This is a genomic window from Pseudobutyrivibrio sp., from assembly GCF_017471675.1.
Classification (GTDB): Bacteria; Bacillota; Clostridia; order Lachnospirales; family Lachnospiraceae; genus Pseudobutyrivibrio.
In genome coordinates, this window is record NZ_JAFUSK010000010.1 from 15,488 (window position 1) to 31,707 (window position 16,220).

The 16,220-nt window shown below is 41.1% G+C and carries 8 protein-coding genes; 7 read left to right on the top strand and 1 reads right to left on the bottom strand.

From position 1 onward, the window contains the following. Window positions 1–41: 41 nt before the first annotated feature. Both IJ535_RS01940 and IJ535_RS01945 read left to right on the top strand, forming a co-directional pair. Entirely contained in the window at window positions 42–479 is a 438-nt protein-coding gene (locus tag IJ535_RS01940) for a hypothetical protein (RefSeq protein WP_294298107.1), read from the top strand. Window positions 480–502: 23 nt separating this feature from the next. After that, complete coding sequence (locus tag IJ535_RS01945; protein ID WP_294298110.1) at window positions 503–1,231, top strand: hypothetical protein; 729 nt, start codon at window positions 503–505, stop codon at window positions 1,229–1,231. Window positions 1,232–1,366: 135 nt separating this feature from the next. Here the strand turns inward: IJ535_RS01945 and guaB are convergent, their stop codons facing one another. Next, window positions 1,367–2,824 (bottom strand): IMP dehydrogenase, encoded by a 1,458-nt coding sequence (guaB, locus tag IJ535_RS01950; protein ID WP_294298113.1) that lies wholly within the window; start codon window positions 2,822–2,824, stop codon window positions 1,367–1,369. 411 nt (window positions 2,825–3,235) lie between these two features. Here guaB and nifJ point away from each other — a divergent pair, with 411 nt between their 5' ends. From nifJ to IJ535_RS01975, 5 genes are all read left to right on the top strand, one after another. Then, window positions 3,236–6,784: a pyruvate:ferredoxin (flavodoxin) oxidoreductase gene (gene nifJ / locus IJ535_RS01955; protein WP_294298115.1), complete on the top strand. Its 3,549-nt coding sequence runs from the start codon at window positions 3,236–3,238 to the stop codon at window positions 6,782–6,784. 123 nt (window positions 6,785–6,907) lie between these two features. Next, a complete protein-coding gene (nrdR, locus tag IJ535_RS01960; RefSeq protein WP_294291693.1) occupies window positions 6,908–7,360 on the top strand; it encodes a transcriptional regulator NrdR in 453 nt (150 codons plus the stop codon). A 78-nt stretch (window positions 7,361–7,438) separates the two neighbouring features. After that, window positions 7,439–7,834 carry a hypothetical protein gene (locus IJ535_RS01965; protein WP_294298117.1) on the top strand — a complete coding sequence of 132 codons (396 nt, stop codon included), beginning with the start codon at window positions 7,439–7,441 and terminating at the stop codon, window positions 7,832–7,834. Between the two features lie 251 nt (window positions 7,835–8,085). After that, window positions 8,086–15,432: a family 43 glycosylhydrolase gene (locus IJ535_RS01970; RefSeq protein ID WP_294298120.1), complete on the top strand. Its 7,347-nt coding sequence runs from the start codon at window positions 8,086–8,088 to the stop codon at window positions 15,430–15,432. A gap of 71 nt (window positions 15,433–15,503) precedes the next feature. Beyond that, window positions 15,504–16,064: a YqeG family HAD IIIA-type phosphatase gene (locus IJ535_RS01975; RefSeq protein ID WP_294298122.1), complete on the top strand. Its 561-nt coding sequence runs from the start codon at window positions 15,504–15,506 to the stop codon at window positions 16,062–16,064. The last annotated feature ends 156 nt before the right edge of the window (window positions 16,065–16,220 follow it).

Here is a 16,220-nt window from a genome sequence, read left to right on the forward strand (position 1 = left end):
ATAAATTGTGCAACAATAGAAAGGCTTTGGGAGGGCATGTTATGCAGGGAGAATATAGCGGAAAACCTATATTTAGACGTAGATATGTCAGCATGAACGAAGATGCCATACGTGAAGAAATTAATAGGCTTCAGGATGAATTATATTCTATGCAGGAAGTCTTGGAGTTGTTTGGAAAAGATAATAAAGACATAAGAAATCAGGTTCTTAATGGCCAGGAAAATAACGAACGTCTTATGAAGGCGCTTGGCACCAAGGTTGAGAATCTAGAGCAGAAGATTGACTATAGAACACCCTTGAAGACCCAGTTTGCAGAGGCCATTGCAGAATACAAAGAAAAGATAAGCCAGCTAAATGATGAAATAGAGGTAAAAAGCTTCAAAAGAAGCATTAGGGGATTAACACTACTTACTATTGTAAATACGATATTGTTGTTAGTGATGATTGTACTTATAGGATATTCAATTCTATCTATTTAACTTAAATAAGGAGCAAAAGATATATGGATTGGGTTGTTGTAAATGTACTTGTTATTTTCTGTGGCATAGCACTTTTGATAGTGCTTCCACTGTTTTTTAAAAGGAAAAACATACTTGAAGCTGCTAAGCAGGAATACGAAGCAAAGCTCAAGGAAATGGTGAGCTTAGACAAACAATACGCACCTTATATCAGCCAGCTAAACAAGAATCTAACTATCATAAACCATTGGCTAAAGACAGGAAAAGACCCTAATGAATCAGAGGAGGAGTCTGAAAAGACTGAACAGGAAGACAGGTTTTTTGCAGGACTTATGAGCCCCCTTGAAGCTAAAAAGTGGAAGGAAGCAATAAGAAAAGCCAAGGAAGAGGATAATATAGATTTTGATATAAAGTCCCTTAGAGTAAATGAATTTGAAGTGGATGCTATGGAGCCTTGTGATGTTGAACAGACTACCATGAAATTCAATTATTCTGAGGATTTTGGAGAGAACATTTATTATTGTATTAATCCAGATGCTATTGCAAAGCATTTATACAAGCATTTAATATTTTTTACCACAGCAAGAACCACCAACATACCACTTGTATATCCTTATAAGTATGAGGGCGCCCAGATGCTTTCCTTGTATAAGCATCCCGCTCAGACGGTATGGTTTTTACGAAACTGGAAGTTGATTCGCGAAGGATTGGAATCTGCCGATGTAGATATACCAGAACTGGATGAATCCGTAACCGACGAGTTCGACCTGTAGATTTAATTGAAAAAGAATAAGAGCCAGTAGGTAGCTATCAAGCTCTAAGTGTTGCTAAAGCGTAGCTTTCTATGCGAAGCGTAGCAATATCTTAGGCTTGAGAGCGTAACCTACTGGCTCTTGTTATAGTGTCTCTTAACCTTCTACAGAGTAGTTAGGTGCTTCCTTTGTGATGTGAATATCATGTGGATGAGATTCCTTAAGTGAAGCAGCAGAAATCTTAACGAACTTTCCACGTTCCTGAAGCTCTGGGATAGTAGGGCAACCACAGTAACCCATACCAGAACGGATACCACCGATAAGCTGGAAGATAACGTCCTCAAGGCTTCCCTTGTAAGCAACACGTCCTTCAACACCCTCTGGAACAAGCTTCTTAGCACCTTCCTGGAAGTAACGATCCTTAGAACCATTCTCCATAGCTGCAAGACTTCCCATACCACGGTAAACCTTGTACTTACGTCCCTGATAAAGCTCAAATGAACCAGGAGCTTCGTCGCAACCTGCAAACATTGAACCCATCATACATACTGAACCACCAGCTGCAAGAGCCTTTGTCATATCACCAGAGTACTTGATACCGCCATCAGCGATGATTGGAATACCGTATTCCTTAGCTGTCTCGTAGCATTCCATAATAGCAGAAATCTGTGGAACACCGATACCAGCAACAACACGTGTAGTACAGATAGAACCAGGTCCGATACCAACCTTAACAGCGTCAGCACCAGCCTCGATAAGAGCCTTTGTAGCAGCGCCTGTAGCGATGTTACCAGCGATAACCTGTAAATCAGGATAAGCAGCCTTAACTTTCTTAACAGCCTCGATGATGTTCTTAGAATGGCCGTGAGCTGAGTCCATAACAATAACATCTACCTGAGCCTCAACAAGTGCAGCAACTCTTTCCATCATATTACCGGTGATACCAACACCAGCACCACAGAGAAGTCTTCCCTGATCATCCTTAGCAGCATTAGGGTATTTAATCTGCTTTTCAATATCCTTGATAGTGATAAGACCCTTAAGCTTAAAGTTATCATCTACAATAGGAAGCTTTTCCTTACGAGACTTACCAAGAATCTCCTTAGCTTCTTCAAGAGAAATACCTTCCTTAGCTGTAACAAGGCCTTCTGAAGTCATAGATTCACTTATTTTTTTAGAAAAATCAGTTTCGAATTTTAGGTCACGATTAGTGATGATACCAATGAGTGTGCCGTCTTCCTTAGTAATAGGTACACCGGAAATTCTGAATTTGCCCATTAACTCGTTTGCCTCAGCAAGAGTGTTGTCTGGTCCTAAGAAGAATGGGTCAGTAATAACACCGTTCTCAGAACGCTTTACTCTGTCTACTTCCTCAGCCTGTGCTTCGATAGACATATTCTTATGGATGATACCGATACCGCCCTGACGTGCCATTGCGATTGCCATGCGGGATTCAGTAACTGTATCCATAGCGGCACTCATCATAGGAATGTTAAGCTTAATTTTTTTAGTAAGATTTGTGTGAAGATCAATAAGATTTGGAGTTACTTCCGAATACTGTGGAACCAGTAAGACGTCGTCGAAAGTAATGCCATCACCAATAATCGATGCCATAAAGGGTAACCTCTCTTTCTTTGAATGACTGTAAATTTTTTAAAATTATATTTAACAAAATGGCTTGTGTCAATGATAAGAGGAAAGATAATTTTTACAATTTTTTCTATTATAAATGCGGATTTTTTGACATGTGTATCTAGTGAGGACAAGTGTCCGTAGTACACGGCTTTTTCGGGCTGTAAGTCCACAAAAATGGAGAGATTGTTAATTTTTTAGCAATTTTATACAAGAAAACAAAATTATTTAACAAATTTGTACTCAAAAATGAACAGAAAAGCCCCTTTGGTCTGTTGAAAAATTTTTTCATTAGTTCTATCATAAAATCACGACATTGTGGGGTGGCAATCCGGTTTTTAATTAGCCACTCTGGGAACTATAGATGTCATAGTTAATAAGGAGGATTTAAAAATGCCAAGAGCAAAACAGTCTATGGATGGTAACCAGGCTGCAGCACACGTAGCTTATGCTTTTACAGATGTTGCTGCAATTTATCCTATTACACCATCTAGCCCAATGGCCGATTTCGTTGATCAGTGGTCAGCAGCAGGCCTAGAGAATATTTTTGGAAATCAGGTTAAGGTTGTAGAGATGGAGTCTGAGGCAGGTGCTGCAGGTGCCGTTCACGGTTCACTTGGTGCAGGTGCACTTACAACTACATTCACAGCTTCACAGGGTCTTCTTCTTATGATCCCTAATATGTACAAGATTGCTGCAGAGCAGCTTCCTTGCGTATTTGATGTATCAGCTCGTACAGTTGCTACACAGTCACTTAACATCTTCGGTGATCATTCCGATGTTTACGCTTGTCGTCAGACAGGTTTCGCTATGATGGCTGAGACAAACCCACAGGAAGTTATGGATCTTTCTCCAGTAGCTCACCTTGCAGCTATCGAGGGACATGTTCCAGTACTTAACTTCTTTGATGGTTTCCGTACATCTCACGAAATCCAGAAGATCGAGAAGTGGGATTATGCAGATCTTAAGGAAATGGTTAACATGGATGCAATCGCAGAGTTCAGAGCTCGCGCACTTAATCCAGAGCATCCTACAATGCGTGGTTCACACGAAAACGGTGACGTTTTCTTCCAGCATAGAGAAGCTTGCAACACAGCTTATGACAACTTCCCAGCTGTAGTTCAGAAGTACATGGACAAGGTAAATGCTAAGCTTGGTACAGATTACAAGCTTTTCAACTACTATGGTGCTGCTGACGCTGACAGAATCATCGTTGCTATGGGTTCTATCAACGACGTTGCAGAAGAAGTTATCGATTACTTAAACGCACACGGAGAGAAGGTTGGTGTACTTAAGGTTCGTCTTTACAGACCTTGGTCATCAGAGGCATTCCTTGCTGCACTTCCTAAGACAGCAAAGAAGATTGCTATCCTTGATAGAACAAAGGAGCCAGGTGCTCTTGCTGATCCTCTTTACCTTGATGTTGCTACAACACTTCGTGAAGCAGGTCTTAACGACATCGTTATTTGCGGTGGTAGATATGGTCTTGGTTCAAAGGATACACCACCTTCATCAGTATTCGCTGTATACAAGGAATTAGAGAAGGATACACCAAAGAGCCGTTTCACAATCGGTATCGTTGATGATGTTACAAACCTTTCACTTCCTGAGGTTAAGCCAGCTCCTATCACTTCAGCTCCTGGTACTAAGGAGTGCAAGTTCTGGGGTCTCGGCGGTGATGGTACTGTAGGTGCTAACAAGAACTCTACAAAGATCATCGGTGACCACACAGATAAGTACATCCAGGCATACTTCCAGTATGATTCAAAGAAGACTGGTGGTGTTACAATTTCTCACCTTCGTTTTGGTGATAACCCAATCAAGTCTCCTTACTATATTAACCAGGCTGACTTCGTTGCATGCCACAACCCAGCTTACGTTACACAGGGTATGAAGATGGTTCAGGATGTTAAGCCAGGCGGAGTATTCATGATTAACTGCCAGTGGTCAGATGAGGAACTCGAGAAGCACCTTAACGCTGAGGCTAAGAAGTACATCGCTGACAACAACATTCAGCTTTACACAATTAACGCTATCGACAAGGCTATCGAAATCGGTATGGGTAAGCGTACAAACACAATCCTTCAGTCAGCTTTCTTCAAGCTTGCTGATGTAATGCCTATCGACCAGGCTGTTGAGTATATGAAGGCAGCTGCTAAGAAGTCATACGGCAAGAAGGGTGACGATGTTGTTCAGATGAACTACAACGCTATCGATGCTGGTGTTGATGCTGTACATAAGGTAAATGTTCCAGATTCTTGGAAGAACCCAACTCCAGACGCTCCAAAGCCAGAGCTTCAGGGACGTCCAGAGCTTGTTAAGATGGTTAAGAATCTCCTTGAGCCTATCTCTAAGATGGATGGTGATTCACTTCCAGTTTCAGCATTCGTTGAGAACCCTAACGGACAGTTTGAGCTTGGTGCTTCTGCTTACGAGAAGCGTGGTACAGCTGTAACAGTTCCTACATGGGATGAGACAAAGTGTATCCAGTGTAACCAGTGTGCATTCGTATGTTCACATGCTACAATCCGTCCATTCATGCTTTCAGAGGACGAGGTTAAGGCAGCTCCAGCAAACATTAAGCTTGCTGATACAAAGCCAAAGGCTTCAGAATACAAGTACACAATGTCAGTTTCTCCACTTGATTGTATGGGATGCGGCGAGTGTGTTACTGTTTGTCCAGTTGGTGCTATTTCAATGGTTCCACAGGCAGAAGAAGCAGACGAGCAGCCAGTATTCAACTACTTAGTAGCTAATGTTGGACGTAAGGAAGCAGCAGGTTCTGACCTTACAGTTAAGGGCTCACAGTTCAATCAGCCACTCCTTGAGTTCTCAGGATCATGTGCAGGTTGTGCTGAGACATCTTATGCTAGACTTATCACACAGCTCTTTGGTGAGCATATGTACGTTTCAAACGCTACAGGATGTTCTTCAATCTGGGGTGGTCCAGCAGCTACATCACCATTTACAGTAAACAAGGATTCTAAGAAGGGTCCAGCATGGTGTAACTCACTCTTCGAGGACAACGCTCAGCATGGTATGGGTATGGAAGTTGGTCAGAAGTACTTACGTGACCGTGCTATCGAGTCAGCTAAGAAGTGTGCTGAATCAGACAAGGCTTCTGCAGAGCTTAAGGCTGCATTTGCTAAGTTTGAGGAGACAGTTAACGATACACGTTCTAACGGTGTTGCAACAGATGCTCTTGTAGCAGAGCTTGAGAAGGCTTGTGCAGCTGGATGTCCAGACGCTAAGGCAGCACTTGACCTTAAGGATTACCTCGCTAAGAAGTCTATCTGGATCTTCGGTGGTGATGGTTGGGCTTACGATATCGGATTCGGCGGTCTTGATCATGTACTTGCATCAGGCGAGAACGTTAACGTTATGGTATTCGATACAGAAATGTACTCTAATACAGGTGGACAGGCTTCTAAGGCTTCTAACATCGGTGAAGTTTGCCAGTTCGCTGCAGCAGGTAAAGAGGTTTCTAAGAAGTCTCTTGCTGAAATCGCAATGTCTTACGGTTATGTTTATGTTGCACAGATCGCTCTTGGCGCTAACATGAACCAAGCTGTTAAGGTACTTGCAGAGGCAGAAGCTTACAACGGTCCATCACTTATCATCGGTTACGCTCCATGTGAGCTTCACGGTGTAAAGGGTGGTATGAACCACTGCCAGGATGAGATGAAGGCAGCTGTAACAGCTGGTTACTGGAACCTCTTCTCATTCAACCCAGACCTTAAGAAGGAAGGAAAGAATCCATTCACTCTTACTTCTAAGGAAGGTGATTACAGCAAGTATCAGGATTTCCTTGCAAACGAGACACGTTACTCACGTTTGAAGAAGGCATTCCCAGAGCGTGCTGACAGACTCTTCGCTCTTAACGAGGAGACAGCTAAGGAGAGATATGCACATCTCAAGAAGCTTGTAGATTTATATTCATAAGATATAAATAATTTAAGGGTTTCCACATTTTGGTGGAGACCCTTTTTTAGTTGATTTATAGTGTCTGTTTTGTTAAGATAATACTAGATATTGTGTCGTGAAAAATAACTATTGGAGGTTGTTATGAAGTGTCCATTTTGCGGTAGCAATGATACCAGTGTAATCGATTCAAGACCAGCAGATGATAATACTAGCATAAGAAGACGTCGCTCTTGTCCAGAATGTGGCAAGCGTTTCACTACCTATGAAAAGGTTGAGACAATCCCTCTTATTGTTATAAAGAAGGATAATAACCGTGAGCCTTACGATAGAACTAAGATCGAAAAGGGTGTTCTTATCGCATGCAGAAAGCGTCCAGTTTCAGCAGCTCAGATTTCTAAGGTTGTAGATGAAATCGAAACAGAGATTTTCTCTCTTGAGGAGAAGGAAATTCCTAGTACAAAGATTGGTGAGATTGTAATGGAACACCTTGAGACAGTTGATCCTGTTGCATATGTGCGCTTCGCCTCAGTGTATCGTGAGTTCAAGGATGTTGATACATTCATGGATGAATTAAAGCGAGTTTTAGATAAATAGCTTTAAATTGTTATAAAGGGGTTAAGTATTTGCTTAAATCTACGATATTAATAATGTAAGCAAATATGGAGTGTGTTTATGAATATATCAGGAATTCGCCCATCAGTAGGGTTTTATGATCAAAATTCAATAAGATTTAATGCTGAGTTTGGTATTCATGCTAATGAGGAAATTAAGGAACAGGCACCAGCTGTAGAAGAAGAGTCTGTTAAGGTTTCTATTTCCGATGAAGAGATTGCAAAGGCAAGAGGCAGTCAGACATTTGGTTCCTATGATTTCGCTAGCCAGTACAAGCCAGAGGAAGTTCATGAGCTTAAGGGAGCTGACAGTGATATCAAGAATCTGGATGTTGAAAAGGCTGTTAGTGATATGAAGAAGGATACAGCTATTCATCGTTATCAGTATTTCGTTCAGAATAAAGGGGCTACTGGTGAAGCTAATCAGGCAAGAGCTACTGAGGACTTTTCACTTTAATATTATTTGATTTATACCTAGGTCATGTGGCCTAGGTTTTTTTATGCCATTTTTTGTAATGGTAAAGATATTTTTGATTTAATAAAAATTTACTTGCTTTTAGTAAAACTAATTTTGTCAAGGGGTAAAATTTTACGATAATTTGTGGAAATTTTGTGAAAGAAATTGTATTTACATATTTCCTTAAAACAATAAGATAGAAGTATGGGGGTGACATTAGTCACATTATTTTTACGAAATGGAGGAATGGTATGAAAGGGGTTAAAGGGAGAATTGCCTCTGTGGCATTATGCTCTGCGATGGCTTTTACTACTATTGGAAATGATGTTTCAATGATAGCCAATGCTGAAGGCGTGCTACAGGACGAAGAAACAATTCTTGAAGACCAGGAAGAAATGGAATCAGAAGCTTCAAAAGAAGAGGCTGGGGAACAGCCAGAGGACGTAGTAGAAGCTGAAGAGGAAAAGAAACTGGAGGAATCTGAAGCTGAAGCTTTAGAGGAATCTGAAAAAGATTCTAACGAAAATTCAGACGAAGAGTTAAAAGAAGAGTTAGAAAAAGACCAGGAAGAACTTGAAAAAGAAGAGAAAGAAGAGGAGGAAACTGAAGTTAAGCTTATCGCCTCCTTTGATTTCGATGATGAAGCTTCAGGCTTTTCAGGTGAAGGAGCTAAGGCGATTAATCACGGTGTTACAGTTGAGGACACAGATTTAATCAAAAACGTAGCTCACTTTGATGGAAAAAGTGACTATCTAGAAGTAACAAAAGAAAATGGAGATAGCCTTCTTACAGGGAAGGATGAATTTACGGTATCTTATCTTCGTCAGGTAGACAGTTCTAATTATGCCTGGACATTATTTGCAGCACCAAATACCAACAAACAGTCATACAAAAGCGAAAAGTATATTGGTGTTCTTGATTCAGGTTCTAGCAAGCTGGTAGAAAGATACAATTCTAATAATCAGGATAGGCCATCACAGCTTACTGCAAATGGCGGTTCTAAGAAATGGGAGATGGTAACAGTTGTAGTTGGAAAGAACGGCACATCAGTTTTTGTTAATGGTGATTGCATTGGCTCTAAGTCAGATTACACCCATGATATTGATGTGGCTAAGCTGCTTGGAGATTCTAGTATATTTCAGATTGGTAAAGGAAACTGGAACGATGGGGAATTCTTTGAAGGCTACATCGATGATTATAATATCTACAGTGGCGCAATGACATCAGAGCAGGTGAAGGAGCTTTACCAGCTTAAAAAGGACAAGCTTGTAGAAAAGGTAGAGGTTATTGATGATGTGCTTCAGGCTGATTACGATAACCTTGAAATATATAATGCATCAGACATCAGAGGCAACATCACCCTACCATCAGAGGGTAAATATGGCTCTAAGATTACCTGGAAGTCTGATAACACAGAAGTGATTACAGATAAGGCTACTAAGAACGATGGTTATGCAGACACACCAGCTGGTGTAGTTAAGCGTGGTTCATCAGATGAGACAGTTAAGCTTACTGCAACACTTAGCTTTGATGGTGATGAAAAGACCAAGGAGTTTCAGGTTACAGTTAAGGCAAAGCCATCTGTGAAGAAGACTACTGATTACCTGTTTGCATATTTTACAGGAAACACTGTTAGTGGTGAAAACATATATTTTGCCACATCAGAGGATGGATTTAATTACAGTGAATTAAATGAAGGTAAATATGTTCTTACATCTGAACAGGGTGAGAAGGGCTTAAGAGACCCTTATATCATGAGAAGCCACGAAGGTGACAAATTCTACATGATAGCAACAGACCTTAGCATCGGCAGAAATGGTGACTGGGGCAGAGCACAGAACGCTGGCAGCCAGGCTATTATGGTTTGGTCATCAGATGATTTGATTCATTGGAGCAAGCAGTCTATGGTAACTCTTACAGACAGCATTGATGCTGGATGTACATGGGCACCAGAGGCATATTATGATGAGATTACTGGTGAATATGTAGTATTCTGGGCATCAAAGGTGGCTAGTGATAACTACAGCCTGCAGAGAATTTACTACAGCAAGACCAGGGATTTCAATACATTCACAAAGCCTCAGGTTTGGATTGATAGAAAGACAGCATCTACAATCGATACAACAATTATTGCCGGAAACGACGGATATTTATATAGAATATCAAAGAACGAAGGCAACGCTACACTTGAGGATGGAACAAAGGTTACAGGCTCTACTGTATATATGGAGCGTTCTAAGAGCCTCTTTGGTACATGGACAAAGGTAGAATCCAGCTCATTAGAGGGTATCGGTGGTGTAGAAGGACCTACATCCTATAAGCTAAACAGCGATGATGCCTCTGAGGATACATGGTGCGTTCTTCTTGACCATTTTGGTGGAAGTGGATATGCACCTGTAGTTACAACAGATTTAGCAAAGGGAGAATTTAAAAAGCCTTCTAGCTACAATCTGCCAAAGGCTCCAAGACACGGCACAGTGCTTAACATCACAACAGATGAGTACAAGGCACTTGTGGATTACTACGGAATTAAGGAGCCAGAGGAGGATCCTACAGAAATAAAGGTTCCAGATGATGTATTATACTTCATCGATTCAGGAGCAAACACAAGCTCTAAATATGAGGAGATTAACAAGAAGCATAAGCTTTTAAATGATAGCCCAGATCAAATCTACGAGGAAGGCACCTGGGGTATTGTAAATGAAGGCGAGACCAATGATGGCCGTTACAACTCAGATGCTGATGATGTATATTCAGATGGCTGGTGGGCAAGAGGCGGCAAGGATTGCGAATACATAGTGCCACTTGCTAAGGGTACCTACAAGGCTACAGGTATTTACAATGAATGGTGGAGTGTTACAAGACCTATGAAGTTCTATGTTACCTACACAAACGATGAAGGTAAGCAGGTTACTTCTAAGGCAAAGGAGGTTACTGTATCAGGCAGCACTCCTAGAACAATGGCAACTATTGAGTTTGAAATTGAAAACGTAGCTAAGACTACAGAAGTTCATTTCATCACCAAAAAGGCAGGCAGCTCTGATCCTGTTATTTCAGGCCTTATGATTTCGGGAACTGCTCAGCCAGAGAGCACAAAAGAAATGGAATACGATACAAGGATTAAGCTTACACCTTCTACAAACACCAGATTTAATGATACAGATGCAGATGGCTTTGGAGAGTTTCAGGGTTGGGGCACATCACTTTGCTGGTGGGCAAATAGATTAGGCTACAGTGAGCCTCTAACAAAGGCTGCCGCAAAGGCATTCTTTAGCGATGAGGGACTTAATCTTAATATCGGCCGCTACAATGTAGGTGGTGGTGATGATCCAGATGAGAAGAATCATCCTAGCCACATCATCCGCTCAGATTCAGGGGTTCCTGGATATTGTGTAGATGTAACTAAGATGGATTTAACCAAGCATAACCTTAGTTACTATGAGGATAAGTTTGATAGAGCAGATAAGACATCTGGCTATGCATGGAACTATGATTGGTCAGCAGACCAGAATCAGTTAAACATCCTTATTGCAGCAGCCAAGGCATCTGGTGATGATTTTATTGCAGAGGCATTTTCTAATTCACCACCATACTTCATGACAGTCAGTGGATGCTCATCGGGAAATACTGATGCAAACAAGGACAACCTTAGAGAAGATTGTGTTAATGCATTTGCCTGCTACATGGCAGATGTTATTGAACATATTAACAATGAGAACAATGGTATTAATTTCCAAAGTGCAACTCCTATGAACGAGCCTTACACCAATTACTGGCAGGCAAATTCAAACAAACAGGAGGGCTGCCACTTCGACCTTGGTGAATCTCAGTCAAGAATCCTGGTTGCTCTTAATAAGGAGCTTGAGAAGAAGGGCATCGATATGATTATCTCTGCTTCTGATGAGACATCTATCGATACAGCTATTGATTCTTACAATGCTCTATCAGATGAAGCAAAGGATGTTGTTACACGCATTGATACACATACCTACAGCGGCTCTAAGAGAACTGAGCTTGCTAAGACTGCAGCTGCGGGCAAGGAAAATCTTTGGATGTCAGAGGTTGACGGCGCATTTACAGGTGGCTCAAACGCTGGGGAAATGTCAGCAGCTATTGGACTTGGCGGCAGAATCGCAACAGATATTAAGGGCTTGGATTGCACAGCTTGGATTATGTGGAATGCAGTAGATATGCATGTGGATAGCTCAAAAGCAGGTCAGGCTTGGGTAAAGAAGGGCTCTGACAATGATTATCTAAATGCAGCTGATATGGAAAAGGCATGGAAGTCTAGAACTGCTAATGGATATTGGGGTGTTGCAGCAGCAGACCTTGATAATGAAAAGCTGATTCTTTCAAAGAAATATTATGGCTTTGGACAGTACACAAGATACATAAGACCTGGCATGACAATCATTGGTGCAAATGGTAGTACACTTGCAGCTTATGACCCTAAGGAAGATAAGCTTGTTGTAGTTGCAATCAATTCAGCTAAGACTGACAAGATGGCAAAGCTTGACCTTTCAGGCTTTGATAAGCTTACAGCATCTACCAAGGTTACAGCTATAAGAACAAGCGGAAGCCTTGCTGATGGTGAAAACTGGGCAGATGTATCAGATACTGATTCAATCACAGTAAGTGCTGATGATGCAGCAGTATATGCAAATCTTCTTGCTAACTCAATCACAACATACATCATTGATGGAGTTCACTATTCTGGTAAGGGGAGCGGTGAAGCCACAGATGACAAGCCAGCAGTAGACCATGATATGTCTAAGCTTGAGGAGATTGAGCTTACAGATGATATGCTATCTGGTTCTACTCCATGGAACAATGATAAGAATGCAGATGTAGATAAGACTATCGATGGAAACTTAAGCACATTTTTTGATGGTTTAGAGGGTGGATATCTTACTGTAGATTTAGGTAAGGAATACGATATTAAGGCATTCTCTTATGCACCTAGAAAGGGCTACGCATCAAGAATGCTTGGTGGAGCTTTCTATGGCTCAGTTGACGGTGAAAAGTATGTATTGCTCCATGAGATTTCATCTACAGAAGCACCAGAGGCTGATAAGCTTACAACAGTGTTTGCAGATGAGTTTGAAAGAACAGGTGGCAAGTATAGATATTTCAAATACGAGCCAGCAGATGGACAGTGCGCTAATATCGCAGAAATCAAGCTATACCAGGCAAAGACTGAAAAGGAAATCAAAACATATACATCCTTTACAGGTGCAAAAGGCGCTGTATTTACAGATACAAATGGTAATGTGATTCAGGCTCACGGTGGACAAATCCAAAAGCTTACTGTAGATGGTGTAACTAAGTATTACTGGATTGGCGAGGATAAAACAAACGATTATAGACCATGTGCAGGAGTTCATATGTATAGCTCAACAGACCTTTACAACTGGGAAGATGAGGGACTTGTACTTCGCACCATGAAATCTGAAGCTGATTTTGATGATGATTATTTCAAGGCTCTTTATGGTGGCAGAAAGGATGGCGAGCTTTCAGAGGAACAAAAGAAGATTTACACCGATTTGTGGGCAGGAAGTTCAGATTCAGGATGCGTAATTGAGCGTCCAAAGATGCTATATAACGATAAGACCGGCAAGTATGTATTATTCTTCCATGCAGATGGAAATAGTCCATATTCTACAGATTCTTCATCTAACTATGCTAAGGCAAAGCTTGGTATTGCTATAGCTGATTCTGTTAATGGACCATACAAGCTTCTTGGAACATATCTGCTTCACACAGATACTGGTTATGATAAAAACTGGGATGGTGAGAACGGACATGTCCGTGATATGAATGTGTTTAAGGATGATGATGGAACTGCTTATGTAATCTATTCATCAGACGGAAACGCTAACATGTACATCGCTAAGCTTAATGATAGCTACACAGGACTTGCAAAGAGTGGCAAGGATGAAAATGGAAATCCTGTAGGCGTTGAAGGCAAGGATTATACAGTAAACTTTGTTGGAGCAAGTCGTGAGGCACCAGCACCATTCAAGAGAAATGGCAAATACTATATCATTACATCTGGTTGTACAGGCTGGGCACCTAATGCTGCACAGTACGCAGTGGCAGATTCAATGCTTGGTGATTGGACTGTAATGGGAAATCCTTGTACAGATGATGGCGCTAGCACAACCTATGATACACAAAGCACCTGTGTGGTTGACTTAGGCGAAGGCAGATACATGTATATGGGAGACCGTTGGGCAAATCCTGACAAGGGATATCTCCTTCGTGATTCAAGATATGTATGGCTTCCAATAGAATTTACATCAGATGGAGGAATTAAGATTTCAAAATATTCTGATTGGGATTTATCAGTTTATGATTCTCTTAAGCCATTTACAGTAGTAACCAAGCTTCCTACTAAGGCAAACAGCCTAGCATCACTTAAGAAGGAGCTTCCATCTGAAATAGAGATTCGCTATGAAGGAGCTGATACAGAAGAAGCTGTAGCAGTAACCTGGGATGAGATTTCAGATAGTGAATATGCTATTGGTGATTTTGAGATTAAAGGAACGCTTGCAAATGGCAGAACAGTTAAAGCAACAGTGCAGGTTATTAATGAGAAGCTTATTTACTTCTTTGACTGTGGTGCAGCAGATACCGAGGAGGCTATCGATAGTTCATTCTATGATGCAGTTAAGGACGAACTTGGCAAGCAGATTGTAAATGATGTTATGGATCAGGCTTACACCTCAGATAATAAGGCTGGATATACTGGCAACTTTACAGATGACCTTGGAGTGAAATATGCAAGCTCTGATATTTGGGGACACGGTTTCTGGGCAAGAGGCAACAAGAATATTGATTATGCATTTGATTTAGATGCAGGTAAATATGCAGTTGACCTTGGATTTTCTGAGTGGTGGAATACTACAAGAGCACTTAAGATTACTGTATTAACAGATGATGGTGAAATCGCTGCAAAGGACTTTACATTGAAAGCCAGCGATGTAACAAATCAGCAGACAGTAGAGTTTGAACTTGAAAAGGCTGCAAAGGTTACAGTATCAGTTTCAAAGACTGGTAATCCTGATGGAGTACTTAGCTGGATTGCTGTAATTAAGACTGACCTTGAAAAGAAGGCTGATGAGCCAGTAGTTCCAGCTCCAAGCAATCCTAGCACACCAAGTAATCCTGGAACATCTGGCAATTCGGGCTCATCTGGTAATGCCGGCACATCTGCTGTACCTGCAGTAGCACCTGCGCAGCAGACAACAACTATCGCAGATGCTGCGACACCACTTGCAGGCAAGGAAGTATCAGCTGATAAGCCAAAGGATACTAAGCCAGCTAAGACTTCACAGACTGTAAATGTAGAAGAAACTGAGCAGGAGGATGCAGTTGAAGCAGATGAAAATACTAATGATGAAACTACATCTGAGACTAATACTGAAGTATCAGAGAAGGAAGATGTAGAAACAATTGCTGACGAAGAAGTTCCAGAGGCTTTTGATGAAAATGAAGAAGCTTCAAAAACAGGATTTATCTATGGAATATTAGCAGCTATGGTAGCTATCATGGCAGCAATCGGCGCAATTGTATTTTCTAGAAAAAGAAAGCTATAAAATAACCTGAATGATAAGGGCAAATAGGGGCATGGTTTTCATGCTCCTATTTTTGTGTTAAAATCGAGCCTATGAGTAGAAGAAATTTATATCCAAAGGACTATGTAGATAGCACATACGCTATCGATTTTAAAAAACTATATGAGCAGGGCTATAGAGGTGTAATTTTTGATGTAGATAACACACTTGTACCACACAATGCCCCTGCAGATGACAGAGCCAAGGCTCTTTTTAAGGAATTGCATGAAATAGGTTTTCAGGCCCTTCTTTTATCTAACAACAAGGAGCCTAGAGTAAAGACATTTAAGGAGGCTGTCACATACTGTACCTATATCTACAAGGCTGGCAAGCCAGGAGTAGCTGGCTACAAAAAAGCTATGGAGCAAATGGGCACAGACACTACAAATACTATCTTTGTAGGAGACCAGATTCTCACAGACGTATGGGGCGCTAATCGTGCCGGCATTCGCTCAGTTATGGTAAAGCCTGTCTTAAAATGGAAGGAAGAGCCACAAATCATATTGAAGAGATTTTTGGAGGCGATAATTCTTTTAGGCTATAGAATTTATAAACTGACTCACAGCCTTCCCCTTGAGAGGAAGGTGCCCCTTAGGGCGGTAGAGGTGTCATAGTAAATAAGAGGAAAGGCTAATTGTTATGCTTGAGAACAACAAAATGAAACTATATGAAAATCTAGTGGAACCTTACGGCTTTTCAGAGGAAAATGTTTCTTTTCTAAAGGCAATGTATCCTGAGATTGCAAGGGATATTAAAAGCTTATATGTTGC

Excerpts from the sequence above, each read along its gene's own strand:
- IJ535_RS01940 (WP_294298107.1), top strand. The coding sequence starts at position 42 with ATGCAGGGAGAATATAGCGGAAAACCTATATTTAGACGTAGATATGTC.
- IJ535_RS01945 (WP_294298110.1), top strand. The coding sequence starts at position 503 with ATGGATTGGGTTGTTGTAAATGTACTTGTTATTTTCTGTGGCATAGCA.
- guaB (WP_294298113.1), bottom strand. The coding sequence starts at position 2,824 with ATGGCATCGATTATTGGTGATGGCATTACTTTCGACGACGTCTTACTG.
- nifJ (WP_294298115.1), top strand. The coding sequence starts at position 3,236 with ATGCCAAGAGCAAAACAGTCTATGGATGGTAACCAGGCTGCAGCACAC.
- nrdR (WP_294291693.1), top strand. The coding sequence starts at position 6,908 with ATGAAGTGTCCATTTTGCGGTAGCAATGATACCAGTGTAATCGATTCA.
- IJ535_RS01965 (WP_294298117.1), top strand. The coding sequence starts at position 7,439 with ATGAATATATCAGGAATTCGCCCATCAGTAGGGTTTTATGATCAAAAT.
- IJ535_RS01970 (WP_294298120.1), top strand. The coding sequence starts at position 8,086 with ATGAAAGGGGTTAAAGGGAGAATTGCCTCTGTGGCATTATGCTCTGCG.
- IJ535_RS01975 (WP_294298122.1), top strand. The coding sequence starts at position 15,504 with ATGAGTAGAAGAAATTTATATCCAAAGGACTATGTAGATAGCACATAC.